General features: G+C 69.2%; 20 protein-coding genes. 7 read left to right on the top strand and 13 right to left on the bottom strand.

Annotated features, from left to right (window positions below; genetic code table 11):
• Positions 1-36: 36 nt before the first annotated feature.
• The 6 genes from trxB to AC0VY3_RS36140 all read right to left on the bottom strand — a co-directional run bounded on the left by trxB (position 37) and on the right by AC0VY3_RS36140 (position 9,343).
• Positions 37-1,008, bottom strand: a complete 972-nt coding sequence (gene trxB, locus AC0VY3_RS36165) for a thioredoxin-disulfide reductase (protein WP_103509469.1) — start codon at positions 1,006-1,008, stop codon at positions 37-39.
• A gap of 126 nt (positions 1,009-1,134) precedes the next feature.
• Positions 1,135-2,100, bottom strand: coding sequence for a hypothetical protein (locus AC0VY3_RS36160; RefSeq protein ID WP_475551615.1), 966 nt, complete (start codon positions 2,098-2,100; stop codon positions 1,135-1,137).
• A complete protein-coding gene (gene sigM, locus AC0VY3_RS36155) occupies positions 2,097-2,813 on the bottom strand; it encodes an RNA polymerase sigma factor SigM (RefSeq protein WP_475551614.1) in 717 nt (238 codons plus the stop codon). The genes AC0VY3_RS36160 and sigM overlap by 4 nt, the downstream gene beginning before the upstream one ends.
• Positions 2,814-2,975: 162 nt before the next feature.
• Positions 2,976-4,706, bottom strand: coding sequence for a protein kinase family protein (locus AC0VY3_RS36150; RefSeq protein ID WP_475551613.1), 1,731 nt, complete (start codon positions 4,704-4,706; stop codon positions 2,976-2,978).
• A 129-nt stretch (positions 4,707-4,835) separates the two neighbouring features.
• Positions 4,836-6,998 carry a murein biosynthesis integral membrane protein MurJ gene (murJ, locus tag AC0VY3_RS36145; RefSeq protein ID WP_103509474.1) on the bottom strand — a complete coding sequence of 721 codons (2,163 nt, stop codon included), beginning with the start codon at positions 6,996-6,998 and terminating at the stop codon, positions 4,836-4,838.
• A 50-nt stretch (positions 6,999-7,048) separates the two neighbouring features.
• Positions 7,049-9,343, bottom strand: a complete 2,295-nt coding sequence (locus AC0VY3_RS36140; protein ID WP_475551612.1) for a DUF6049 family protein — start codon at positions 9,341-9,343, stop codon at positions 7,049-7,051.
• A 180-nt stretch (positions 9,344-9,523) separates the two neighbouring features.
• On the opposite strand from AC0VY3_RS36140, the gene AC0VY3_RS36135 reads away from it, so the two are divergent.
• Positions 9,524-10,966 carry a CCA tRNA nucleotidyltransferase gene (locus tag AC0VY3_RS36135; RefSeq protein WP_103509477.1) on the top strand — a complete coding sequence of 481 codons (1,443 nt, stop codon included), beginning with the start codon at positions 9,524-9,526 and terminating at the stop codon, positions 10,964-10,966.
• Positions 10,967-11,065: 99 nt separating this feature from the next.
• Here AC0VY3_RS36135 and AC0VY3_RS36130 read toward each other — a convergent pair whose 3' ends face one another.
• The 3 genes from AC0VY3_RS36130 to AC0VY3_RS36120 form a co-directional block, all read right to left on the bottom strand.
• Positions 11,066-12,334: an MFS transporter gene (locus AC0VY3_RS36130; protein WP_103509478.1), complete on the bottom strand. Its 1,269-nt coding sequence runs from the start codon at positions 12,332-12,334 to the stop codon at positions 11,066-11,068.
• A 125-nt stretch (positions 12,335-12,459) separates the two neighbouring features.
• Positions 12,460-13,542, bottom strand: coding sequence for an inositol-3-phosphate synthase (locus AC0VY3_RS36125; protein WP_103509480.1), 1,083 nt, complete (start codon positions 13,540-13,542; stop codon positions 12,460-12,462).
• A 59-nt stretch (positions 13,543-13,601) separates the two neighbouring features.
• A complete protein-coding gene (locus AC0VY3_RS36120; RefSeq protein WP_475551611.1) occupies positions 13,602-14,309 on the bottom strand; it encodes a PadR family transcriptional regulator in 708 nt (235 codons plus the stop codon).
• A 400-nt stretch (positions 14,310-14,709) separates the two neighbouring features.
• Between AC0VY3_RS36120 and AC0VY3_RS36115 the strand changes: the two genes are divergently transcribed.
• Entirely contained in the window at positions 14,710-17,472 is a 2,763-nt protein-coding gene (locus AC0VY3_RS36115; RefSeq protein ID WP_475551610.1) for a transglycosylase domain-containing protein, read from the top strand.
• Between the two features lie 136 nt (positions 17,473-17,608).
• Positions 17,609-19,123 carry a glycosyltransferase family 87 protein gene (locus AC0VY3_RS36110; protein WP_181010841.1) on the top strand — a complete coding sequence of 505 codons (1,515 nt, stop codon included), beginning with the start codon at positions 17,609-17,611 and terminating at the stop codon, positions 19,121-19,123.
• A 30-nt stretch (positions 19,124-19,153) separates the two neighbouring features.
• Here the strand turns inward: AC0VY3_RS36110 and AC0VY3_RS36105 are convergent, their stop codons facing one another.
• The 3 genes from AC0VY3_RS36105 to AC0VY3_RS36095 form a co-directional block, all read right to left on the bottom strand.
• Positions 19,154-20,185: an alanine racemase gene (locus tag AC0VY3_RS36105; protein ID WP_003967862.1), complete on the bottom strand. Its 1,032-nt coding sequence runs from the start codon at positions 20,183-20,185 to the stop codon at positions 19,154-19,156.
• Between the two features lie 77 nt (positions 20,186-20,262).
• Positions 20,263-21,381: a lipid II:glycine glycyltransferase FemX gene (locus AC0VY3_RS36100; protein WP_030077277.1), complete on the bottom strand. Its 1,119-nt coding sequence runs from the start codon at positions 21,379-21,381 to the stop codon at positions 20,263-20,265.
• 171 nt (positions 21,382-21,552) lie between these two features.
• Positions 21,553-21,864 carry a hypothetical protein gene (locus AC0VY3_RS36095; protein WP_164612388.1) on the bottom strand — a complete coding sequence of 104 codons (312 nt, stop codon included), beginning with the start codon at positions 21,862-21,864 and terminating at the stop codon, positions 21,553-21,555.
• 329 nt (positions 21,865-22,193) lie between these two features.
• On the opposite strand from AC0VY3_RS36095, the gene rpsF reads away from it, so the two are divergent.
• From rpsF to rplI, 4 genes are all read left to right on the top strand, one after another.
• Positions 22,194-22,484 (top strand): 30S ribosomal protein S6, encoded by a 291-nt coding sequence (rpsF, locus tag AC0VY3_RS36090; protein WP_018957345.1) that lies wholly within the window; start codon positions 22,194-22,196, stop codon positions 22,482-22,484.
• 75 nt (positions 22,485-22,559) lie between these two features.
• Positions 22,560-23,186 carry a single-stranded DNA-binding protein gene (locus tag AC0VY3_RS36085; protein ID WP_018957346.1) on the top strand — a complete coding sequence of 209 codons (627 nt, stop codon included), beginning with the start codon at positions 22,560-22,562 and terminating at the stop codon, positions 23,184-23,186.
• Between the two features lie 43 nt (positions 23,187-23,229).
• Entirely contained in the window at positions 23,230-23,466 is a 237-nt protein-coding gene (gene rpsR / locus AC0VY3_RS36080) for a 30S ribosomal protein S18 (RefSeq protein ID WP_003967857.1), read from the top strand.
• Between the two features lie 18 nt (positions 23,467-23,484).
• Positions 23,485-23,931 carry a 50S ribosomal protein L9 gene (rplI, locus tag AC0VY3_RS36075; protein WP_475551609.1) on the top strand — a complete coding sequence of 149 codons (447 nt, stop codon included), beginning with the start codon at positions 23,485-23,487 and terminating at the stop codon, positions 23,929-23,931.
• A gap of 162 nt (positions 23,932-24,093) precedes the next feature.
• Here the strand turns inward: rplI and AC0VY3_RS36070 are convergent, their stop codons facing one another.
• Positions 24,094-25,431, bottom strand: coding sequence for an MATE family efflux transporter (locus AC0VY3_RS36070; protein WP_475551608.1), 1,338 nt, complete (start codon positions 25,429-25,431; stop codon positions 24,094-24,096).
• Positions 25,432-25,673: the final 242 nt, after the last annotated feature.

The raw sequence follows: 25,673 nt of genomic DNA, 5'->3' as shown, positions 1-25,673 counted from the left end.
CTTAGTCTTCTCGGGGTGGTGGGGTGTGGAGGAGGTTCAGACGGCCGGGGTCTTCTCCGGCTCGGCGGACTCGGCGTCGGTCAGGGCCGCGAGGAAGCGCTCGGCGTCCAGGGCGGCGGAGCAGCCGGTGCCCGCTGCCGTGATGGCCTGACGGTAGGTGTGGTCGACCACGTCTCCGGCGCCGAACACGCCGGCCAGGTTGGTGCGCGTCGAGGGCGCCTCCACCTTCAGGTAGCCCTCGTCGTCGAGCTCCAGCTGACCCTTGAAGAGTTCGGTGCGCGGGTCGTGGCCGACGGCGATGAACAGCCCGGTCACGGGGAGCTCGGACGTCTCGCCGGTCTTGGTGTTGCGCAGGGTCAGACCGGAAAGCTTCTGGTCGCCCTTGACCTCGGCGACCTCGCTGTCCCAGGCGAACTTGATCTTCGGGTCGGCGAAGGCGCGATCCTGCATGGCCTTGGAGGCACGCAGGGTGTCACGACGGTGAACGATGGTGACCGACTTCGCGAAGCGGGAGAGGAAGGTCGCCTCCTCCATCGCGGTGTCGCCGCCACCGATCACGGCGATGTCGTGGTCCTTGAAGAAGAAGCCGTCGCAGGTGGCGCACCAGGAGACGCCGCGTCCGGAGAGAGCGTCCTCGTTGGGCAGTCCGAGCTTGCGGTGCTGGGAGCCGGTCGTGACGATGACCGACTTGGCGCGGTGGACGGTGCCCGCGGTGTCGGTGACGGTCTTGATGTCACCGGTGAGGTCGACCGCGACCACGTCGTCGGGGATCAGCTCGGCGCCGAAGCGCTCGGCCTGGGCCCGCATATTGTCCATGAGCTCGGGGCCCATGATGCCGTCCTGGAAACCGGGGAAGTTCTCCACGTCGGTGGTGTTCATCAGCGCACCGCCGGCCGTGACGGCGCCCTCGAAGACCAACGGGTTCAGCGAGGCGCGGGCGGTGTACAGCGCGGCGGTGTACCCGGCCGGTCCGGAGCCGATGATGATCACATTACGGACGTCGCTCACGGGTTTCTTCCTCGTTTCTGCAGACTGCCTAACTGCCTACGGGGGTCGGTCAACGACTCTCACCCCACCCAACGGATCCTACGGCTGATGCATTCCCGAACATGCCGCGGCGGTCGCGGACGGTCTTCAGGGGCGTTTGTAGGCGCGGGTGAGCAGCAGCTGCCCGGTGGACTCCGGGGCGGCGTCCACGCAGGCAGCGGCCACGAGGTAGGCCTGTACGCGGGAGGGGTCACTCGCGTGCGGGAGGACGACGAGATAGGTGTCCGCCCCCTGGTACGTCCCCTCGTCGAGGGCGAGGGGCGGTGTGGTGCGGCCGGTGGCCTGCTGCACACACGGGGGAACAGCGACGGCAGGGGCCTTGAAGGGGCTCCTGGAGGCTTCGGCGTCGGGGGTGAGGGCCTCGCTCGTCGACTTGGTGTCCGAGCCCGGCGGCACCTTTTTCACGCCGGGGCTCTCCGCGCTCGCCTCGTCGCCGAGGAGGTCCTGCACCTGCGCTTCGAGCGTGCCGTCGTCGTAGGTGCGTGCGCGACCGTCCGCGGCGCTGACTCCGCTGTCGGCCGAGGTCTTGGCGGCATCGCCGGAGGGGGCGACGGACTGGAGGAAGAAGACGCTCATCCCGATGACCGCCGCGCCGAACGCGGTGCCGAGGACCACGGCGCGCCGACGACGGCGGGCCGGACGGCGGCCCGGTCCGGTGGCACCCGAGGACCGGCCCGCGGGGCGGTCCGGGGCGGTGCCGCCGGCGCCCACGGAAGCGGGCCCGGGTGTCGCGGTGTCGCTTGTGGTGTCTTCGATGGTCGTTGTTTCACGTGAAACAACGACCGGCTCGTCCACGGGAGCGGTGGAGCGGGCCTCCGCCGCGAGCGCCGCGTCGATGCGGGCGGCGATGTCGTCGGGCATCGGCTCGGATGCGGACATCGTTCCGAGCAGCCCGCGGATCTCCTCCAGGGAGTCCCGCACCTCCGAGCAGAGGTCGCAGCCCGCGACGTGCTGCTGGACTTCCGCCGTTCGGGAAGGGGAGAGCAGCCCCTCGGTGAGATCGGAGATCTCGGAGACCTCCGGGTGCTGAGCCGTGTCGGCCGTGGATGTCACGGGTGCCCACCTCCTCCCTTCGTAGCGGCAGGATCGCTTGCTCCTGCGTCTCTGGGGCCTGACGCAGATGGGACGGATGCTCCGGGCGTCCGGTTCCTTCCGGTGGCGTCCTTGTCCCCGTCGGGGGTCTGGCCTCCGGTTCCCGCGCGCAGATGGCGGACCAGGGGGGCCAGTCTCGCCCGGCCCCGGGCGCATCTGCTCTTCACGGTGCCGGCCGGCACCTCCAGGATGCTGGCCGCTTCCGCGACGGGGTAGCCCTGCATGTCGACGAGGACGAGGGCTGCCCGCTGCTCGGCGGGCAGCGTGGCCAGAGCTTCCCGGAGCTGGCGGTGGAGGTCCTGCCGCACGGCGGGGGCCTCGGCCGATTCGTGGGGTTCCAGGAGCTGGTCGAGGCGTTCGGCGTCGTCCACCGGGGACGTCTTGCGGGAGGCGGCCTTGCGGACCCGGTCGAGGCAGGCGTTGACGGTGATCCGGTGCAGCCAGGTGGTGACGGCGGACTGGCCTCGGAAGGTGTGGGCGGCGCGGAAGGCGGAGATCAGGGCGTCCTGCACGGCGTCGGCTGCTTCCTCCCTGTCCCCCAGGGTGCGCAGCGCCACGGCCCAGAGCCGGTCGCGGTGGCGGCGTACGAGTTCACCGAAGGCATCGGGGTCGCCCGCCACATGCCGGGCGAGCAGCTCCGAGTCGCTCGGTGCCTCGGGTGGAACGGAATCCACCGTGCTCCCCCTCCGAACCGGATCCGATGTCATGGACGAACCGCGCCCGGTGAAGCGGTGCGACGGGAAGAAGCCTGCCGTCACGGGTGTGACGGCCGCAACCCTCGGCGTCGCGGTCGCTCGGCGGGCGAACGGTCCGCCCCACAGTATCGGGGCGGTGGATCAGCCGAGGACGGAGATCTCGCTGATGCCTCCCCGGTAGCCGCCCGTTCCGTCCGACGGGAGCTCCGTGACGTGGATCAGGACGTAGCGGGTGCGGACGGGCTTGTCGAGCTTCTCCTCCAGCTTCGAACCCGCGACGGTCCGTTTGACGATCGGCTGGTCGAAGTCGGCCGTCGTGGACGGGGACGAGGCGTCCGGCGACGCGGCGAGCACGGTCGTCGTCTGCCCCTTCCGGTACATGGACACGTCGACGCCGGAGACGTCCCGCACCTTGCCGAGGTCGACGATGATTCCGCTGCCCTGCTTGCGCTGGGGGAGGTTGCCGAAGTTGGCGAAGGTCTCGTACCGCGGGGTGACCCAGGCAGTGCCGGTATCGCCGTCGATGGTCTTCGGCACATCCCGCTGCTTGATGCCGGAGCCGTCGGGCATGAACTCCGTGACCCCCGCGATGTCCAGGGGCTCGGCGGACGGCGCGGGCTTGTCGTCCTTGTTCTTGTCGTCCTCGTTCGGTTCGGAGACGCCGCTGTCGTCGGAGCCCTTGGCCCGGTCGAGCAGCGCCTCCGCGAGCTGCCAGCTGCCGAGGCCCAGAGCGGCGATGAGGAGCGCCGAGACGGTCCACTTGAGCACGCGGCCGGTGCGGCTCTGCAGGGGGGCCGGAGGGACCGGCATGACGGGCTGGGTGACCGAGGACGGGTGGGAGGACGGGCGCCCGTACGTGCCCTGCTGATAGGTCGTGCGCTGGTACGCCGGAGGCGCGGTGAACGTGGGCTCCGGGGGGAGGATGCGCGGCATGGCCGCGACGGCCTTGGCCAGCTCGTCCGGGGTGGTGCAGGGCGGTTCCTGCCGGGAGGCGGTGGCGCCGTCGTTGGCGAGCGCTCGCATGGCGAGCTCGGAGAGGCCGCGGTGAACCCCGGCCCGGACCTGGTCCGGGGCGATGAGTCCCATGCCCTTGGGCAGCCCGGAGAGCCCGTGGGCGTCGCTCCCGTACGGCCAGCGGTGGGTCAGCGCGGCGTACAGCAGGGCGCCGATGGCCTCGGTGTCCGTACGGAGGGGGCGTTCGGCGGTGATGCCGCGCAGGGCGGCGTTCACGGCGAGGCCGCGGATGCGGTACTGCCCGGTGGAGCTGCGCAGGACCGCGCCGGGGGTGAGACGCAGATGGGACAGGCCTTCGCGGTGGGCGGCGGCCATCGCCTGGGAGAGCTGGCTGACGAGCTGGTAGGCGTCGTGGGCCTCCATCGGCCCGGCGGCCAGCAGAGCGGTGAGCTCGGTGGCGTCCGGCAGCCATTCGTGGACCACGTAGACGAGGTCGTTCTCCTCGACGGCGTCCAGGACCTGGACGAAGCGGGGGTCGCCGAGCAGGGCCGAGGAGCGGGCGGCGGCCAGAACCGAGCGGGCCCGCGGGTGGTCGGCGGGCAGCAGATGGACGCCCACCGCCCGGCGGAGCTTCTCGTCGACCGCGCGCCAGCTGCTGAAGCCGTCCAGACGGGTGACGCACTCCTCCAGACGGTAGCGCCCGGCGAGTTTGTGACCGCTGTGCAGGTCGGGCGATGCAGGGACGGCCTCGGAACGCTCCCGCCCACCGCCCGTGTTCTCGGTGTCCTTGGAGCTCGCGCCCTTGGTGTCCTCGGCTTGCGCCGTTCCGTCGGTCGTGGCCTCGTCCGCCTTGGCGGTCAGCGGCTCGTCGCCGCTGTTGTCGGCCACGTCGACGGCGGCCGTGCTACGTTCCGCCACCGTCGTTCCTGCCTCCCCATCCGTTGCGCGATGCCAGCCAGCTCTGCACAGTCACGCCAATTGTGCCCACACTCCAGCGCTATGCACGACACGCGGAGTGTGGAGATGGTTGTGCGGGCGGGTGCTCATTCAGCGTCCGAGCCGTCCACGGACCATGCCGACCAGGCCGTTGACCTCTTCGATGCGCATCTTCTTCGCCGCGACGAAGAAGATGCCCAGGAGGAGGATGCCGCCGCAGATCAGTGCGGCCAGCGAGCCGAGAGCGCCGGTGCCGGCGAATTCCATGATCCCGAATCCGACGGCGCCGCCGACGAGGGCGGCGGGCACCGCGGCCATGCAGAGGCGGGCGTAGGTCCGGACGATGTGCGCGCCGTCCAGGTCGCCGCCCAGCCGCTTGCTCAGCCGGCGCCAGGCGACGCCGACACCGACCGCGTAGGCCAGCCCGTAGGAGAAGGCCATGCCGACGACGGCCCAGCGGGCGGGCAGGACGACGTAACAGAGCGCGGAGGCGGCGGCGTTGACGGCGGCCACGATGACGGTGTTGTAGAAGGGGGTCCGGGTGTCCTCGTAGGCGTAGAACCCGCGCAGCACCACGTACTGCACGGAGTACGGGATCAGACCGAGCGCGAAGGCCATGAGGATGAAGCCCATGGACCGGGCCGCCTCGGCGCCGCTGGAGGCGTACAGCAGGGTGCACATCGGCAGGCCGAGGGCGAGGAAGGTGAAGGCCACCGGCACGATGGCGACAGCCGAGTTGCGCAGCCCCTGCGAGATGTCGTCGCGGACCGCACCGGGGTCGTTGTCGTGGGCGGCGCGGGAGATGCGGGGCAGCAGCGCGGCCATGACGGAGACGGTGATGATGGCCTGCGGCATGCCCCAGATCAGCTGGGCGTTGGAGTAGGCGAGGAACCCGGTGCCGTCCTTGCCGGAGAGCTTGCCCGCCGCGGTGGCGAGCTGGGTGACGACCAGGACGCCCGCCTGGTTGGCCAGGACGAACAGCACGGTCCACTTGGCCAGCTTGACGGTCTTGCCGAGCCCGTGGCCCTTCCAGTCGAACCGGGGACGGAAGCGGAAGCCCGTCTCGCGGAGGTACGGGATCATCGCCAGCGACTGGACGACGAGGCCGAGCAGGGTGCCGATGCCGAGCAGCCGGATGCCCTCCGGCGGGATGGTGTCGACGCCCATCCGTGATTCGGCGGAGGTGCCGTAGACCCAGATGAACAGCCCGAACGTGATGATCATGACGATGTTGTTCAGGACCGGGGTCCACATCATCGCGCCGAACTTGCCGCGGGCGTTGAGGATCTGACCCATCACCACATGCACACCCATGAAGAAGATGGTGGGCAGGCAGTACCGGGCGAAGGTGACGGCCACGCTGTTGGCGGCGTCGTCGTCGGCGATCGTGTTGGACATCAGCTGGATCAGCACCGGCGCCACGAGGACCGCGGCGGCGACGATCAGGCCGAGGGCGACCATCACCAGGGTCAGGAGCCGGTTGGCGAAGGCCTCGCCGCCGTCCTCGTCGTTCTTCATGGCGCGGACGAGCTGGGGGACGAAGACCGAGTTCAGGCCGCCGCCGACGGTGAGGATGTAGATCATCGTCGGCAGGGTGTACGCGATGGTGAAGCTGTCGCCGAGCATCGCGGCGCCGAGTGCGGCGGTGATCACCAGGGACCGGACGAAGCCGGTCAGCCGGGAGACGAGGGTGCCGGCGGCCATGACCGCGCTGGACTTGAGGAGCCCGGAGACCTTGCCGCCGCCGCCCTTCCCAGGCGCGGGTGCCGGAGCCGGTTCGGGCTGGGGCGGTACCGGAGGCTTGCCCGAGCTTTCCTGGTCCCGGAAGAGGTGGGCGAAGGCGTCCGGCTCCTGCCGGTCGTCCGAGGCCTGGGTGACGAGGGCGTCGACGCCGACGAACTGCGTGGTCGCCGGGCGGTCCCCGTACGGCAGGTGCCGGGAGGGCCCCGCCGGCTCGGGGGGCGGGGTCTGGGCCCAGATGCGCGGGTCGGGGGCGTACGGGGCGGCAGGCGGCTGCTGGTAGAGCGGCGCCGGCTCCTGGTAGGTGCCGGGAGGCGGCGGCGGGTGCGCGGCGCGGTCGTAGAGCGCCTCGCCCACCGGGTCCTGGGCGGCCAGGTCCTGCGCTCGGTAGGGGTCGTCCTCGTAGGCGTGCTGGAGGTACGGGTCCGGCGGCACGGGGCCGTCCTGGCCCGCGCCCGGAGGAACCGGAGGCCCGCCCGGAGACGCTGCTCCGCCCGCGCCCTGCCCGCGGTCACCGTCGTACGGCGCGTTCATCGAAACCCCTACCTCATCGTCCCCGGCCGACCGGCCACGACAGACATCGCTCAACGGTCCACTTTCTCACCCGTTCCCGACGGGGCCCCGCTTTCCGGACCGGTGTCCGGAGTCGGGTCACTCGGCTGCTCGGGTTCGTCGCCGTCGCCGTTCGCCGTGTCGCTTGCCACGGCGCGCTTGCGGTGGCTGTACATCCTGATGCCCGCCAGCACCAGGAGCAGCAGTCCGCCGGCGATCACGAGCAGCACGGTGGGCGTGACCTCGGAGACCTTCACGGTGAAGGTCATCTCTTCGCCGTACTGGGTGCCGTCCTCGGTGTACAGCCGTGCGGTCACCTGGGCCCGGCCGTTGGCGCTGGTCGCCGTGTCGAACTTCACCGACTGGCTGTGCCCGCCGGCGATGCTGACCGGCAGTTCGGCCATGGATCCGTCGTCGTTGAACTTGAGCCTGATGTTGTCCGAGGTCAGCTTGAGAACGAGCCGGTCCACGCCCTGCACCAGCTTGTTCTGCACGGTGACCGGGATCGTCGCGCTGCGTCCGGAGAGGGTGACGTCGGACTTCTTGATGAGCTGCACCTCGGAGGTGAGGCTCTGCAGATAGTCGCGGACCGCGTCCCGGTACTGCTGCGCCTCCAGGGCCTGGCCGCGCCAGGATGTCGACATCGAACGGTTGACGGCGTTGCCGAAGGGCGTCACCACACGCTCGGGCTGGGTCAGGATCGTCTCGAAGCTGTCGAGCGAGCTCTGAGTGGTGCGGATGTCCTGGAAGGCCTGTGTCGGCAGTTCCTGGGCGCGGAGCTTCTTCGGGTAGGCGGCGGCCCGGGGGACCTTGGCGGTGGCCTTCGGGTCGGGCTTCACCTCGGCGGCGGAGACGAGGTCGAGGGGCTGCGTCCAGCGGTTGCCCGACAGGCCCTCCAGGGCGCGGGCCATCGTCTGGGCCTGTGCGGCGGTGGGCATACGCGGTGGGGCCACGACGATGCTGCGCTCGTTGTCGGGCGCCTGCTCGGTCAGCGCGAGGGTCTGGGCGAGGAACCGCTGGACCGCGAGGGTGGAGTCGCCCGCCCTCGACATGTCGCCGTCGAACAGGGTCGACAGCCGGGCGTCCGCGACGACGGCGGTGGTGCCGCCGCCGATCGGCCGCGCCGAGGTCGGCGTGTACGGAAGCCCCGCGGTCTCCCGGAAGCTGTCGCTGCGGGCGATCACGTTGTGGGCGCCCGCCGAGGTCGCCACATCGACGATGGAGGAGTCCACCGCGCCGTTCACGGGCCAGGCGAAGTCGGTGGACGGCTTCACATGGAGGATGGTCTCCACCGTGGTCGCGGCCACCGCCGAGGCGTTCTGCAGACGGCTGAGCGTTCCGGAGACGTTCTTGCCGCGGTGCGCGATGGAGGCCAGGTCCGGGTCGGCGAACGGCAGGGCGATCACCTTGCCGTCCTCCACCACCTTCTCCAGGGCGGTGAGCCACTGCTTGGCGACGTTCTGGTTCTTGCCCGGGACGGTCGTGTCACCCGACGCGACCTCGTACTTCCCGGCCATCGCCGCGACGCTCGCCAGGAGATCCGGGTCGACGACCCAGGTGACGGGGAGCCGGCTGCCCAAGGCCACCATCTGCTCCAGCCGGCCGCCGGGCGCCAGCTCCTTGGCCAGGTCGTCGTTGGCGAATACGGGGGTCTGCTGCTCGTCCGAGCGGGTCTCCGCCGTGACATGGGGAGAAGCGATCAGTGGCCAGAGGAAGGTGAGCTTCGTCCGGCTGTCGCTTGCCTCGGGCTGCCAGGGCAGGAACGAGCGCTCGATGCCCAGCACCTGCTCGTAGGGGGTGGTGGTCGTCCGGCCGGAGACCGAGACGCCGAGCTGGTAGACGCCCGGGTCGTCCAGGCCCAGCTTGTCGACGGGCACGGTGAGCGTGAAGTCCTGGCTGATCCCCTTGGCCAGCTTGGGGAACTTCACCGTGTACTTGTCCCCGACGGCGACCGGGTCGGCGCCGGGAACGTACCCGGAGCGCTTGGCGGCGTCGTCGACCTCTCCCCGGCCGGAGAGCCGGGGGCCGACCCGCAGGTCGACCTCGGCGCTGCTGATCGTCTCCTTGCCCTTGTTGGTGAGCGTTCCGGAGACGGTCAGGGTGTCGTCCTCCGTGGGAACGCTCGGGGAGAGCGTGTCCAGGGACACATCGACCGTACGGGAGCCTGTGGGGGCCTTGGCGGGCTCGGCGGCCGGGGCGGCACCGGCGGCCGGAACGGCCAGGAGACCGGCCAGCAGCGGTGCTCCCAGCACCGCGGAGGCCGTGCGCCGGAGCCACCGGCGGGCAGGGGACGGACGCGTCCCCCGGAAGTCTGCCGCCTCGGCCACGCGCCTACCCGTCCCTCTTCGTCGTCAGATGCTGTCGATCGTTCGGTCCTGCGTCCCCGCATGGTAACGAGGTGCGGCGGGCCGAAGTGCTGGGGTCCGTCGCACATGATCGCGGGTGTGCCGCAGGGTCCCCGTAAACGATGACGCCGCGGGCGGTCGGTGCACGTACCCTTTTCTGTTGTGCCGAACGCCAACGAAGAGAACGCCAGTGCCCTGAGCCAGGTGCAGCACCGCGCGGTGAGTGAGCTGCTGCGGGTGTCCCCGGTCGCCGACGACCTCGCCCGTCGATTCCAGGAGGCCGGATTCGGCCTCGCGCTGGTCGGCGGCTCGGTCCGCGACGCGCTGCTGGGCAGGCTCGGGAACGACCTGGACTTCACCACCGATGCCCGCCCCGACGATGTGCTCAAGATCGTCCGACCCTGGGCCGACTCGGTGTGGGAGGTCGGGATCGCCTTCGGCACCGTCGGTTCCCAGAAGGACGGCTACCAGATCGAGGTCACGACCTACCGGTCGGAGGCGTACGACCGGACCTCGCGCAAGCCGGAGGTCTCCTACGGCGACTCCATCGAGGATGACCTCGTGCGCCGCGACTTCACGGTCAACGCCATGGCCGTGGCCCTGCCGCAGAAGGAGTTCGTCGATCCGTACGGAGGCCTGAAGGACCTCTCGGAGCGGGTGCTGCGCACGCCGGGCACGCCCGAGGAGTCCTTCTCCGACGACCCGCTGCGCATGCTGCGCGCTGCCCGCTTCGCCGCGCAGCTCGACTTCGAGGTCGCCCCCGAGGTCGTCACCGCCATGACGGAGATGGCCGAGCGGATCGGGATCGTCTCCGCCGAGCGGGTCCGCGACGAACTCAACAAGCTGCTGCTCTCCCAGCACCCGCGCAAGGGCCTGGGACTCCTGGTCGACACGGGGCTGGCCGAGCATGTGCTTCCCGAGCTTCCCGCGCTGCGCCTGGAGAGTGACGAGCATCACCGCCACAAGGACGTCTACGAGCACTCGCTGACCGTCCTGGAGCAGGCCATCGATCTGGAGGAGAACGGCCCCGACCTCGTACTGCGCCTCGCCGCGCTGCTGCACGACATCGGCAAGCCGAGGACCCGCCGCTTCGAGAAGGACGGCAGGGTCTCCTTCCACCACCACGAGGTGGTGGGCGCGAAGATGACGAAGAAGCGCATGACCGAGCTCAAGTACTCCAACGAGCTGGTCAAGGACGTGTCGAAGCTGGTGGAGCTGCATCTGCGCTTCCACGGGTACGGCGACGGCGAGTGGACCGACTCCGCGGTGCGCCGGTACGTGCGCGACGCAGGGCCGCTGCTGGAGCGTCTCCACAAGCTCACCCGGTCGGACTGCACGACCCGGAACAAGCGCAAGGCGAACGCGCTCTCCCGCACCTACGACGGGCTGGAGGAGCGCATCGCCCTGCTGCAGGAGCAGGAGGAGCTCGACTCGATCCGCCCCGACCTGGACGGCAACGAGATCATGCAGATCCTGGAAGTCGGCCCCGGGCCGGTGATCGGCAAGGCGTACGGGTTCCTGCTGGAGCTGCGCCTGGAGCACGGGCCCATGGAACGGGAGGCCGCGGTGGCGGCGCTCAAGGAGTGGTGGGCGCGGCAGGACTGAGTCCGACAGGGTGATGTTTCACGTGAAACATCACCGGCCGGATGTGGCGAGGGGCGTTGTTTCACGTGAAACAACGCCCCTCGCCACATCCATGAGCGGCTAGCGTCGGGCATCGGTACGCCGCCAGCGGAGCATCGTCACGGCCACCACCGCGTACAGCACCGACACGACCGCCACGACGGAGACCGATCTGCCGTCCGGCGGGAGCATCAGGGCCGCCACTCCCGCGGCGCTCACGAACGCGACGTTGAAGAGCACGTCGTAGAGCGAGAAGACCCGGCCGCGGAAGGAGTCGTCGACCGAGGTCTGTACGACCGTGTCGGTCGCGATCTTCGACCCCTGGGTCACGACGCCGAGCACGAAGGCGGCGATCAGCATCGGGACGGGGGCGAAGGAGAGGCCCAGGGCGGGCACCAGGACGGCCGCCGCCCCGGCGCAGCCCACGATCCACCCGTACCGGCCGAGGAGCCCCACGGCCCACGGGGTGAGGGCGGCGGCGACGAAGAACCCCGCGCCGGACACCCCGACCGCCAGGCCGAGCAGGGCCAGCCCGTCGGACTCGGTGTCCGACCAGGCGTAGCGGCACAGCATGAGCACCATCACGGTGAGGGCGCCGTAGCAGAAGCGGATCACGGTCATCGCGGCCAGCGCCCGGGCCGCGTGGTTGCGCTGTGCCAGATGCCGCAATCCGGCGACGAGCCCGCGTGCGGTGACGGCCAGAGCCGCTCGCAACCGCAGGGGACTCCCGTCGGTGTCCGGCCCCAGCAGGGCCCGGGGCAGGCTCAGGGATGCCAGCGCGGACAGCAGGTAGAGCATCGACCCCAGCAGCACGACCGCCGCGTCGGACTCGTCGGCCACCAGCCTCACGACGAAGGCGAGTCCGCCTCCCGCGGTCGCCGCCAGAGTGCCGGCGGTCGGGGAGAGGGAGTTGGCGACGACGAGGCGGTCGGTGTCGACCACCCGGGGCAGGGCGGCGGAGAGGCCGGCCAGCACGAAACGGTTGACGGCGGTGACGCAGAGGGCCGAGGCGTAGAAGAGCCAGTCGGGCACCGAGGCGAGGATCAGGAGCGCCGTGGAGCAGGCCAGGGCTGCCCGCAGGAGGTTTCCGTAGAGGAAGACCTGGCGCCGGGGCCAGCGGTCCAGCAGCACCCCCGCGAACGGGCCGATCAGGGAGTAGGGCAGCAGGAGCACGGCCATCGCGGAGGCGATGGCGGCGGCCGAGGTCTGCTTCTCCGGGGAGAAGACGACGTACGTGGCGAGGGCGACCTGGTAGACGCCGTCGGCGGACTGCGACAGGAGCCGCACGGTGAGCAGGCGGCGGAAGTTCCGCAGGCGCAGCAGGGTGCGCAGATCACGCGCGACAGACATGGGAGCAAGCGTCACACACGTCGGGGGTCCACGGGCGGATTGCCCGGGGACCCCCGACGTGCGGCAGGAAGAGGTGAGCGTCTCCGCTCAGCACTCCGGTGTGGCTGTCGGCCGAGAAGGCCGGTTCAGCTCTCGGTCTCGCCCTTGATGAACTTCTCGACGTTCTCGCGGGCCTCGTCGTCGAAGTACTGCACGGGCGGGCTCTTCATGAAGTAGCTCGAAGCCGAGAGGATCGGGCCACCGATGCCGCGGTCCTTGGCGATCTTCGCGGCGCGGACGGCGTCGATGATGACACCGGCCGAGTTCGGGGAGTCCCACACCTCGAGCTTGTACTCCAGGTTCAGCGGAACGTCGCCGAACGCGCGGCCCTCGAGGCGCACGTACGCCCACTTGCGGTCGTCCAGCCAGGCCACGTAGTCCGAGGGGCCGATGTGGACGTTGTCCGCACCGAGCTCACGGTCACGGATCTGCGAGGTGACGGCCTGCGTCTTCGAGATCTTCTTGGACTCCAGGCGCTCACGCTCGAGCATGTTCTTGAAGTCCATGTTGCCGCCGACGTTCAGCTGCATCGTGCGGTCCAGGATGACACCGCGGTCCTCGAAGAGCTTCGCCATCACGCGGTGCGTGATGGTGGCGCCCACCTGGGACTTGATGTCGTCGCCGACGATCGGGACACCGGCCTCGGTGAACTTGTCCGCCCACTCCTTGGTGCCGGCGATGAAGACCGGGAGAGCGTTGACGAACGCGACCTTGGCGTCGATGGCGCACTGCGCGTAGAACTTCGCAGCGACCTCGGAACCGACGGGCAGGTAGCAGACGAGAACGTCGACCTGCTTGTCCTTGAGGACCTGGACGATGTCGACCGGGGCGTCCGCGGACTCCTCGATCGTCTCGCGGTAGTACTTGCCGAGACCGTCGTGGGTGTGGCCGCGCTGGACGGTCACGCCCGTGTTCGGCACGTCCGCGATCTTGATGGTGTTGTTCTCGCTGGCGCCGATGGCGTCCGCGAGGTCGAGGCCGACCTTCTTCGCGTCGACGTCGAAGGCGGCGACGAACTCGACGTCGCTGACGTGGTAATCGCCGAACTGGACGTGCATCAGACCGGGCACCTTGCCGGCCGGATCGGCGTCCTTGTAGTACTCGACGCCCTGCACCAGCGAGGCGGCGCAGTTGCCCACGCCTACGATGGCTACGCGAACCGAACCCATTCCGGTTGCTCCCTGTGTAATCGGTGTTTCCGATGAAGTCGCCGCGGAGTGCGATGACTTCACTTGGCGGTGTCGTCGGACGGATCCGGCGGGGTGTTGTCCCGATGCCGGGGCAGGCCGCCCGTCTCTCCAGGTGTGTCCTGCTGAGCGGAGCCTTCGGGTGAGGATCGTCGCCGATCCCGTCCCGACCGCTCGCTCTCGATGAGCTCGTTCAGCCAGCGCACTTCGCGCTCCACGGACTCCATGCCGTGTCGCTGCAGCTCAAGCGTGTAGTCGTCGAGTCGTTCGCGGGTGCGGGCGAGAGAGGCGCGCATCTTCTCCAGGCGCTCCTCCAGCCGGCTGCGCCGGCCTTCCAGGACCCGCATCCGCACATCGCGCTCGGTCTGACCGAAGAAGGCGAAACGTGCTGCGAAGTGCTCGTCCTCCCAGGAGTCCGGACCGGTGTGCGACAGCAGCTCCTCGAAGTGCTCCTTACCTTCTGCCGTCAACCGGTAGACGATCTTCGCCCGGCGTCCCGTCAGTGAGGAGGAGGAAGCGGTCGCGCGTCCGGTGACCGGTGTGGTGTCCGCCGCGTCACCGGCGGGCTCCTCGATCAACCAGCCGCTGGCGACCAGCGTCTTGAGGCAGGGGTAGAGGGTCCCGTAGCTGAACGCACGGAAGATCCCCAGCGAAGTGTTGAGGCGTTTGCGCAGCTCATAGCCGTGCATCGGCGATTCGCGGAGCAGGCCGAGGACGGCGAACTCAAGGATGCCGGAGCGTCGGCTCACCGGTGCCTCCTCCTTCTCCCGCTGCTTCCGTCGGCACGGTCCACCGGAATCACCGACGTACTTATGCCGTGCTGATGTATCGACTCGATACATCAGCACGATAGATCGCTCCGACCTGTTCGACAAGGGTGACCTTCGTGAACGGCGTCACATCGACAATTCCCAGGGTTCGACTTGCGTCGTTTGGGGTGAAGTTCGGCCCTAGGCGGGTTTTGACCGTGCGTAGTCTGTGCGGCATGCAGACCACCGGGAACCGCGAGACGCTCTCGCGCGTCAGTCTTCGCGGACTGCTGGATGCGCTGCGGATGAGCCTTCCGCAGTGGCTTGTCCGTAATTCGGGGGGACCGGATCTCAACTGCCGCTTCCAGGCGCTCTCGCCTGCCCGAGGAGTAGTCGTTCCATGAGCGAGCACCGTCGCAAATCGCCTCAGCCACAGGGTGGCGGGCGTGCCGCGGCCAGACGAGCCGCCCAGCAGTCGACCGGACGCCGAGCAGTCCCGTCACGCAGAGCAACTTCGGCATCACCTTCCGAATCGCCTTACGAGTCGCACGGCGGTGAGGAGCGGCAGTACGGCAGTCGCGCCGAGGCCCGCCGAGCGGCCCAGCGTGGCGGCCGACGCCGTGGCGCCGACGCCGGGGGCGCGGGCGGTGGTGGCGGCCGACGACGCGGTGGCGGCGGCGGCGGTTCGGACGGGCCGGGCGGCCGGGGGCGTGACAACGGCGGCCCCGGCAAGAAACGCTTCATCGACTACCCGCGCCACGGCAAGTACGGGTTCCGCCGCTGGGTGCCCTCGTGGAAGCTGGTGTCGGGGCTCTGTCTGGGGTTCCTCGGCTTGCTGATGGGTGTGGGGGGCATCGCTTACGCGTTGGTGGTCCCACCAAACATCAACGAGGCGGCCCAGGCGCAGAACAACGTCTACTACTGGGCCGACGGCACGCAGATGGTGGCGACCGGTGGTGCGGTCAACCGCCAGGAGCTCAAGTACGAGCAGATCCCGGTCGAGATGCGCAACGCCGTGATCTCCGCCGAGAACAAGAGCTTCGAGACCGACCGCGGCATCGACCCGATGGGCATAGGGCGCGCGCTGTACAACATGGCCACGGGCGGTGAGACCCAGGGCGGTTCGACCATCACCCAGCAGTACGTGAAGAACTCCATGCTCACCCAGGACCAGACGCTCAAGCGGAAGTTCCAGGAACTCTTCATCACGCTCAAGGTCGCCGGTGAGGAGGACAAGGAGGACGTGATGGCGGGCTACCTCAACGTCTCCTACTACGGACGCGGTGCCTCCGGGCTGCAGGCAGCGGCCCGCACGTACTACAACAAGGACGCCAACGAGCTGAACGCGAGCGAGTGCGCCTTCCTGGCCACGCTGCTCAAGGGCGCGAGCTACTACGACCCGGCCGGCGCTATCGAGATCGACAAGGTCAACGCGACCAAGGCGAAGAACACCAAGCGGGCCAAGGAACGCTGGGAGTGGATCCTCGACGAGCAGGTCAAGGACGGGCGTATGTCGGCGGCGGACCGCGCCAAGTACACGAAGTTCCCCATGCCGCTGCCGCCGAAGAAGGACGCCAAGCTGGGCGGTCAGACCGGCTATCTGGTGGATCTCGCCAAGAAGTACTTCCTCGCCAACAACGACCGGGGCATCGACGCCAAGCAGCTCGAACTGGGCGGCTACGAGATCCACACCACCTTCCAGAAGAAGAGGGTGCAGGACCTCGAAGCCGCGGTGAACAAGGTCTACAAGGCCAAGATCCGGCCCAAGGACCGCCCCGACACGGACACGCACGTCGAGTTCGGCGGGGCCTCCGTGGACGCGAAGACCGGTGCCATCATCGCCACGTACGGCGGTCAGGACGCCACCACGCACTTCAAGAACAACGCGGATGCCACGGGTGCCCAGGTCGGTTCGACGTGGAAGCCGTTCGTGCTGGCCGCGGCCATGCAGTACGGCGTGCGCGACCCGTCCGGCGGTAAGGAACAGAGCGAATCCCAGCGCACCCAGGTCTCGCCGAAGAGCATCTACAACGGCGACAACAGGCTGCGGATCAGGGACTACACGGGCAAGATCTGGCTGAATCAGGACAACGAGGAATGGCGCCAGACCAACGACGGCGGCAAGGACTACGGTGAGATCGACCTGCGGACGGCCATGGAGCAGTCCGCCAACTCCCCGTTCGTGCAGCTCGGCATGGACGTCGGAACGGACAAGGTCAAGGACGTCGCCGTCGCCTCCGGTCTGAAGGACGACACCTTCATGGCCGACGCGACCGTTCCCTCGTTCTCCATCGGCACCTCGTCGCCCAGCGCCATCCGCATGGCGGGCTCCTACGCCACCTTCGCCACGAGCGGCCAGCAGAACGACACGTACTCGGTGACCGAGGTGAAGAAGGGGGGCGAGACCGTCTTCAAGCACCAGAAGAGGACCAAGCGCGCCTTCAGCCCGGTCATCGCCGACAACGTCACGGACGTGCTGAAGAACGTCGTGGAGAACGGGACGGGCACGCCCGCCCAGCTGGAGGGCCGTGAGGTCGCGGGCAAGACCGGTACGACGGACGGCAACCGGTCCGCCTGGTTCGTCGGGTACACGCCGCAGGTCTCGACCGCCATCAGCATGTTCCGGTTCGACGACGACGAGACGAACAAGGACCGTGAGTTCCTGGAGATGTTCGGCACGGGTGGCGAGGAGAAGATCCACGGAGCCTCGTTCCCGGCCTCCATCTGGCACGACTACATGTCCCAGGCGATGAAGGGCAAGAAGGCCATCGCCTTCCCGGAGCCGAAGGACCTGGGCGATGTCGTGTGGGGCGGTGGCGCGGTCAGCCCGAGCCCGACGCCCAGTCCCACGCCTTCGGAGACGCCCTCGGAGGATCCGAGTCCGACCCCGACGCCGACGCCGACCACTCCGAGCCCGACGCCGACGCCGACCAAGTCCTGCGGCTTCTTCGACCCGAACTGCCAGGAGTCCAACGGCGGGGGTCAGAACGCCGGGGCTGACGGCGGAGGCCAGAACGGCGGAGCCGACGGCGGCGGCGACAACACCGGAGCCGACGGTGGCGGCGACAACACCGGAACCACTGACGGCAGTGACAACGGCGGCGCCCAGGGAGCCAACGGCAACCCGGGCGGAACCGGATCGATCTGGGGCACCTCCGGATAGCCGGACCGGCCGAGCACAGTGACGAGGGCCGTCGCACCACGCGGGTGCGGCGGCCCTCGTCGCGTTCCCGGTGGCCCGGCTCTCCCGCCGTGTCCCCCGAGCGGTCCTTGCCCCGGGCACAGCCCCGTACGGCAGGATGTGCGGCATGCCAAGCCCCAGCGCAGAAGACACGAGCGTGCACCAGGAACCGCCCGTCGTGCGGCCCACCGATCAGGACGAGGTCGCGGCGGCCGGCAGCGAGCTGTTCGGCGGCCGGGTGGGACGCTGGGCGCGGCTCGGCGACGGTCCGCTCACGCCGGTGCGCGTCGTCGCGCTGGTCATGATCGGGATGTTCGCCCTCGGCATGGTGCAGAAGATCCCCTGTTACGAATGGGCCTGGTTCCGCGGGGCCACCTCGCAGTACACGCACGCCTGCTACTCCGACATTCCGCACCTCTTCCTGGGGCGCGGGTTCGCCGACGGCCTGGTGCCGTACTTCGACCGGCTGAGCGGCGACATGCAGTACCTGGAGTACCCCGTGCTGACCGGGGTGTTCATGCAGGTGGCGGCCTGGCTGACACTGACGCCCGACAGCGACCCCATCCAGCAGCGCGAGCAGATGTACTGGATGGTCAACGCGGGCATGCTGATGATCTGCGCGGTCGTCATCGCCGTGTGCACCGTCCGTACGCACCGCCGCCGCCCCTGGGACGGTCTCCTGGTCGCGCTGGCCCCCGCGTTCGTCCTCACCGCGACCATCAACTGGGACCTGTTGGCCGTCGCCCTGACGGCCGCGGCGATGATGATGTGGTCCCGGGGCCGGGTGCTCGCGTTCGGCATCCTCATCGGCCTGGCGACGGCCGCCAAGCTCTACCCCGTCCTGCTGCTCGGCCCGCTCCTGGTGCTCTGCTGGCGGGCGGGCCGGTGGCGCGAGTTCGGTACGGCCCTGCTGGGCGCGGGGGCCGCCTGGCTGGTGGTGAACCTGCCGGTGATGATCTTCGCGCCCGAGGGGTGGCGGAAGTTCTACACGTTCAGCCAGGAGCGGCCCATCGACTTCGGCTCGTTCTGGCTGATCATCACCCAGCGCACCGGCAAGCCCATCGACGTGGAGACGGTCAACACCGCGTCGGTCGTCCTGATGGTGGTGTTCTGCGCGGGCATCGCGGGCCTGGCGCTGTCCGCGGCGCGCCGGCCGCGCTTCGCCCAGCTGGCGTTCCTGGTGGTGGCCGCGTTCATCCTGACGAACAAGGTCTACTCACCGCAGTACGTGCTGTGGCTGATCCCGCTGGCCGTCCTGGCCCGGCCGCGCTGGCGCGACTTCCTCATCTGGCAGGCCTGCGAGGTCATGTACTTCCTCGGGATCTGGTTCTACCTCGCGTACACCAGCGGTGGGGACGCGCACCAGGGGCTGCCGCAGGAGGGCTACCAGGTCGCGATCGCCCTGCACCTGCTCGGCACGCTGTACCTGTGCGCGCTGATCGTCCGGGACATCCTTCTGCCGGAGAAGGACCCGGTGCGCAGGGACGGGTCGGACGACCCGTCGGGCGGAGTACTCGACGGGGCTCCGGACACGTTCGTGCTGGCGCCCGAGGCCCGACCGTCCGGGCACACGGCCCCGACGGTCACGGGACCTCAGGTTGAGTGGGGCGCGACGCCCACCCGGGACGGCTGAGCCGGGGGCGGCTTCTCAGGAAGGGGCGGCTCAGCGGTCGACGAGCCGGTCGTACTGCGTGGTCGTGTGGCGCAGATGGGCGACCAGCTCGTCGCCGACGCGCGGCTCCTGGGCGTCCGAGGGCACGAACAGGATCGACACCTGCATGTGCGGCGGCTCGGCGAACCACCGCTGCTTGCCCGCCCAGACGAACGGCGACAGGTTGCGGTTGACCGTGGCCAGGCCCGCGCGGGCGACTCCCTTGGCCCGCGGCATCACGCCGTGCAGCGCCTTGGGCGCCTCCAGGCCGACCCCGTGGGACGTGCCGCCGGCCACGACGACCAGCCAGCCGTCGGACGCGGCCTTCTGCTGGCGGTAGCCGAAGCGGTCGCCCTTGACGACCGGCGTGACGTCCAGGACGGCCCCCCGGTACTCGGTGGCCTCGTGGTCGCCGAGCCAGAGCCGGGTGCCGATACGGGCGCGGAAGCGGGTCTGCGGGAACTGCTGCTGGAGCCGTGCCAGCTCCTCGGCGCGCAGATGGCTGACGAACATGGTGTGCAACGGCAGCCGGGCCGCGCGCAGCCGGTCCATCCAGCCGATGACCTCCTCGACGGCGTCGGAGCCGTCGGTGCGGTCCAGCGGCAGGTGCAGGGCGAAACCTTCGAGCCGTACGTCCTCGATCGCCGCGTGCAGCTGCCCGAGCTCCTCCTCCTTGACGCCGTGGCGCTTCATCGAGCTCATGCACTCGATGACGACGCGGGCGCCGACCAGGGCGTGCACCCCGTCGACGGAGGAGACGGACCGGATGACGCGGTCCGGCAGCGGTACGGGCTCCTCGCCGCGCCGGAACGGGGTCAGGACGAGCAGGTCGCCGCTGAACCAGTCCTTGATCCGGGCCGCTTCGTAGGTCGTCCCGACGGCGAGGGTGTCGGACCCGAAGCGGATCGTCTCGTCGGCGAGGCGCTCGTGGCCGAAGCCGTAGCCGTTGCCCTTGCAGACGGGTACGAGACCGGGGAACTGGTCGATCACGGACTTCTGGTGCGCCCGCCAGCGCGCGGTGTCGACGTAGAGGGAGAGCGCCATGGCGGCCCGGAACCTTTCTGGTGGCTGCGGTGGATCAGGGAACGAACGGGTGGTGCCGAGAGAGGTATGGAAGCCGGTCAGCGGCGCGACATGTAGATGTCGAGCGCCTTGTGGAGCAGCTTGTTGAGCGGGAAGTCCCACTCGCCGACGTACTCGACGGCCTCGCCGCCGGTGCCGACCTTGAACTGGATCAGGCCGAAGAGGTGGTCGGTCTCGTCCAGCGAGTCGCTGATCCCGCGCAGGTCGTAGACGGTCGCGCCCATCGCGTAGCTGTCGCGCAGCATGCGCCACTGCATCGCGTTCGACGGCCGGACCTCGCGCCCGATGTTGTCGGAGGCGCCGTAGGAGTACCAGACGTGTCCGCCGACGACGAGCATCGTGGCGGCGGAGAGGTTCACGCCGTTGTGGCGGGCGAAGTAGAGCCGCATCCGGTTGGGGTCCTCGGAGTTGAGGACGGTCCACATGCGCTGGAAGTACGAGAGAGGGCGCGGCCGGAAGTGGTCGCGCACGGCGGTGATCTCGTAGAGCCGCTGCCACTCGGCCAGGTCCTCGTAGCCGCCCTGGACGACCTCGACGCCGGCTTTGTCGGCCTTCTTGATGTTGCGGCGCCACAGCTGGTTGAAGCCCTTGAGGACGTCCTCCAGCGAGCGGTTGGCCAGCGGCACCTGGAAGACGTAGCGGGGCTGTACGTCACCGAATCCGGCGCCGCCGTCCTCGCCCTGCTGCCAGCCCATCTTCCGCAGCCGGTCCGCGACCTCGAAGGCGCGCGGCTCGATGTGCGTGGCCTCGACGTCGCGCAGGCGCTTCACGTCCGGGTCCTGGATGCCGGACTTGATGGCCGCGGAGTCCCATCGGCGGATGACCACCGGCGGGCCCATCTTCACGGAGAAGGCGCCCTGCTGCTTGAGGTGGGCGAGCATCGGCTGGAGCCAGTCGTCCAGGTTCGGTGCGTACCAGTTGATGACCGGGCCCTCGGGGAGGTACGCCAGGTATCGCTTGATCTTGGGCAGCTGGCGGTACAGGACGAGGCCGGCGCCGACGATCTCGCCGTTCTTGTCGAACCAGCCCAGGTTCTCCGAGCGCCATTCGGTCTTCACATCAGCCCACGCCGGGACCTGGCAGTGACTGGCCGAGGGCAGGCTCTGGATGTACGCCAGATGCTGCTCTCGGCTGATGGTCCTCAGGGTCAGGCTCATGCGGGGCGCTCCTCGGCAGGTGTGTCCCCATCGGTCAGGGGCTCCGGCTCTCGCGCCGAAGCCTACTGTGACCGAGGACCGCCCGGCCTGGCCCCGGGGGCAGGAACGTACGACTGACCGGGGCGGGCGCCCGGGCACCCGCACCGGTCCGTGCTCCGGCCGGTGGTCCGGTCAGGTGATCACGCCGCCGAAGAGGCCGCCGTGGGCCATGCCGAGGAAGAAGCCGACGGCCGACGCACCGAGTCCGATGACCAGGCCGAACCGCTCGCCGGTCGTCCTGGAGACGTACATCCCGTATCCACCGGTCAGGATGCCGACCAGCCCGGCCCACGAGCTGATCAGGTGCAGGTGGTGGAACATCGCCGTCACGAAGGCGAGAGCGCCCAGCACGAGGGTCACGGCGAGCAGGGTGTCCTGGAGCGGGTGCGGCTTGCCGTCCGTCGCGAAGAGCGAGCCGGTGGCGGGGCGAATGGTCTGTGCCATGGAGTACCTCCTGGCCGGACGGATGGGCGGTGGATCCAGCGCCTCCCGCACCGCGCGGGTGTAGCGCCTCTCACACCGCATCTGTCTCGATTGTGCCCTCTGAGCTCCTGATTTCAACCGGAAGCCGGTCTACGGGTAGTCTGTACGGTCTGCACCGGTGTCTGCCCAGGCCAGCACGGCGAGCCTCTACCCGAACCCCACTCCGGGATCGTTCGGGAGCGGATTGTCAGTGCCGGATGTTTTCCTCGGGAACGCCGTTGCGACACGCATCACGACCCTCCTGCCACGGAACGACCGTGGCCGCTGAGTCCAAAGGAGGTGGGTTCCACATGCGTCACTACGAGGTGATGGTCATCCTCGACCCCGATCTCGAGGAGCGAGCAGTCTCCCCGCTGATCGAGAACTTCCTCTCCGTCGTCCGTGAGGGCGACGGAAAGGTGGAGAAGGTCGACACCTGGGGCCGTCGTCGGCTCGCCTACGAGATCAAGAAGAAGCCCGAGGGCATCTACTCGGTCATCGACCTGCAGGCCGAGCCTGCGGTCGTCAAGGAGCTCGACCGCCAGATGAACCTGAACGAGTCGGTCCTCCGGACCAAGGTCCTCCGTCCCGAGATCCACTGAGCATCTAGCTCAGCGGTTTTCGGGTCCGAGTAGCAGTAAGCAGCCAGAAGCAATCCCCGCCGAGAGGTTCACCCAATGGCAGGCGAGACCGTCATCACGGTCGTCGGCAATCTCGTCGACGACCCCGAGCTGCGCTTCACCCCGTCCGGTGCGGCGGTCGCGAAGTTCCGTGTCGCGTCCACTCCCCGCATCTTCGACCGGCAGACCAATGAGTGGAAGGACGGCGAAGGCCTGTTCCTCACCTGCTCGGTCTGGCGTCAGGCGGCGGAGAACGTCGCGGAGTCGCTTCAGCGAGGCATGCGCGTCGTCGTGCAGGGCCGGCTGAAGCAGCGGTCCTACGAGGACCGTGAGGGCGTCAAGCGCACGGTCTACGAGCTGGACGTCGAGGAAGTCGGCCCCAGCCTCAAGAACGCCACGGCCAAGGTCACCAAGACCACCGGTCGCGGTGGTCAGGGCGGCCAGGGTGGATACGGCGGCGGCCAGCAGGGCGGCGGCAACTGGGGCGGCGGTCCCGGTGGCGGTGGCCAGCAGGGCGGCGGCGGTGCACCCGCCGACGACCCGTGGGCGACCGGCGCACCGGCAGGCGGCCAGGGCGGCGGGGGACAGCAGGGCGGCGGAGGCGGCTGGGGCGGAAGCTCCGGCGGTTCCGGCGGCTCCGGCGGTGCCTCTGGCGGCGGCTACTCGGACGAGCCTCCCTTCTAGGGCTGCTCGTACCCCCACTTCTTGATCACACAGGAGAAACACCATGGCGAAGCCGCCTGTGCGCAAGCCTAAGAAGAAGGTCTGCGCGTTCTGCAAGGACAAGACCCAGTACGTGGACTACAAGGACACGAACATGCTGCGGAAGTTCATTTCCGACCGCGGCAAGATCCGTGCCCGCCGCGTCACCGGCAACTGCACGCAGCACCAGCGTGACGTCGCCACGGCTGTCAAGAACAGCCGTGAGATGGCGCTGCTGCCCTACACGTCCACCGCGCGATAAGGGAAGGGTGACAAGAGCATGAAGATCATCCTCACCCACGAGGTCTCCGGCCTCGGCACCGCCGGCGACGTCGTCGACGTCAAGGACGGGTACGCCCGTAACTACCTGGTTCCGCGTGGCTTCGCCATTCGCTGGACCAAGGGCGGCGAGAAGGACGTGGCGCAGATCCGCCGCGCCCGCAAGATCCACGAGATCGCGACGATCGAGCAGGCCAACGAGATCAAGGCCAAGCTCGAGGGCGTGAAGGTCCGTCTGGCTGTTCGCTCCGGCGACGCCGGCCGTCTCTTCGGCTCGGTCACCCCGGCCGACGTCGCTGCGGCGATCAAGGCTGCCGGTGGTCCCGACGTCGACAAGCGTCGCGTCGAGCTCGGCTCGCCGATCAAGATGCTCGGCGGACACCAGGTGTCCGTCCGTCTGCACCCCGAGGTCGCAGCGAAGCTCGGCGTCGAGGTCGTTGCTGCCTAAGGGCAGAATTCAGCTGAGTCAGTGAAGGGCCGCACCCGTTGGGTGCGGCCCTTCACCGTGTTCCGGGGCCGCGGTGTTTCACGTGAAACACCGCGGACGTTTACGTGAAACGGGCGGCCTGTTTCACGTGAAACAAGCCGCCCGCGCCGCGAAGCGTAAGGATCAGCGCGTGGCGCCGGTGACGATCCACCGGCCCGATCGAGTGCGCAGCCAGAGCGTGATGAGGCGGACGGCCATCATCAGCGTCATCGCCCACCAGAGCGCGGTGAGCCCGCCGCCGAGTGTGGGCACCAGGAGCGCGACGGGAGCGAAGACGGCGAGCGTCACCAGCATCGCCCAGGCGAGATAGCGTCCGTCACCGGCTCCCATCAGTACGCCGTCCAGGACGAAGACCACTCCGGCGATCGGCTGGGAGACCGCCACGACCAGGAGCGCGGGGAGCAGGGTGTCCTTCACCGAGGGGTCGCTCGTGAAGAGCGGGATGAACAGGGGCCGGGCGAGCACGATGAGGACGCCGAGCACGATGCCGCAGCCGATGCCCCATTCGACCATGCGGCGGCAGGCCTCGCGTGCGCCCTTTTCGTCGTCCGCCCCCAGATAGCGGCCGATGATCGCCTGCCCCGCGATGGCGATGGCGTCGAGTGCGAAGGCGGTCAGGCTCCAGAGGGAAAGGATGATCTGGTGCGCGGCGATGTCGACGTCACCGAGCCGGGCGGCGACGGCGGTGGCGATCATCAGGACGGCGCGCAAGGACAGGGTCCGGACCAGCAGGGGGACGCCGGCCCGTGCGCTGGCCCTGATGCCGGCCGCGTCGGGGCGCAGGGAGGCGCCGTGCCTCCGGGCTCCGCGGACCACCACGACGAGGTAGACGGCGGCCATACCGACCTGGGCGATCACCGTTCCCCACGCGGATCCGGCGATGCCGAGCCCGGCACCGTAGACGAGGGTCACATTGAGGGCGGCGTTCGCCGTGAAACCGCCGATGGCGACGTACAGCGGGGTGCGGGTGTCCTGGAGGCCGCGCAGTACGCCGGTGGCGGCGAGCACGACGAGCATGGCCGGGATGCCGAGGATGGAGATCCTCAGATACGTGATGGCGTACGGGGCCGCGGTGTCGGACGCGCCGAAGACGTCGATGAGCCAGGGGGCCGTCGGTACCGCGAGGGCGACGACGGCGACTCCGAGCAGCAGGGCGAGCCAGATGCCGTCCATGCCCTGCCGGATTGCGGCGGGCAGATCGCCCGCCCCGACGCGACGGGCGACGGCCGCCGTGGTCGCGTAGGCGAGGAAGACGAAGATGCTCACGGCAGTCATCAGAAGGGCTGCGGCGATGCCGAGCCCGGCCAGTTGCGGGGTGCCGAGGTGGCCGACGACGGCGCTGTCGACCATCACGAACAGGGGCTCGGCGACGAGCGCGCCGAAGGCCGGCACGGCAAGGGCGAAGATCTCGCGGTCGTGTCGTCGGCGGCCGTTCTTCGAGGTCGCGGGGGCCTTGGTCATGGGGGTCAATCTAATCTTCCACAGGTAAGAGATGCAATCGCTTCTTGGCCCTTACTTCTGACCGGGCGGAGCTCTCCCTCCCGCGCTGTTTGCGGTGATCTTGAAATGAGGGCGAAAGTTTTTCTCCCCCACAGTCGGTGGATGGAGAAGGCGCAGGTCAGAGTGGTTACGCCGAGGTCGCTATGAGTTTGTCCACAGTACTGTCCCCCGTTCCGTGCACAGGTTCGGCGGGGTTCTCCACA

It is taken from the genome of Streptomyces sp. iso_384, from assembly GCF_056172905.1.
The sequence above is the reverse complement of the archived record's forward strand: the minus strand, read 5'-3'. Positions and strand labels throughout refer to the sequence as shown.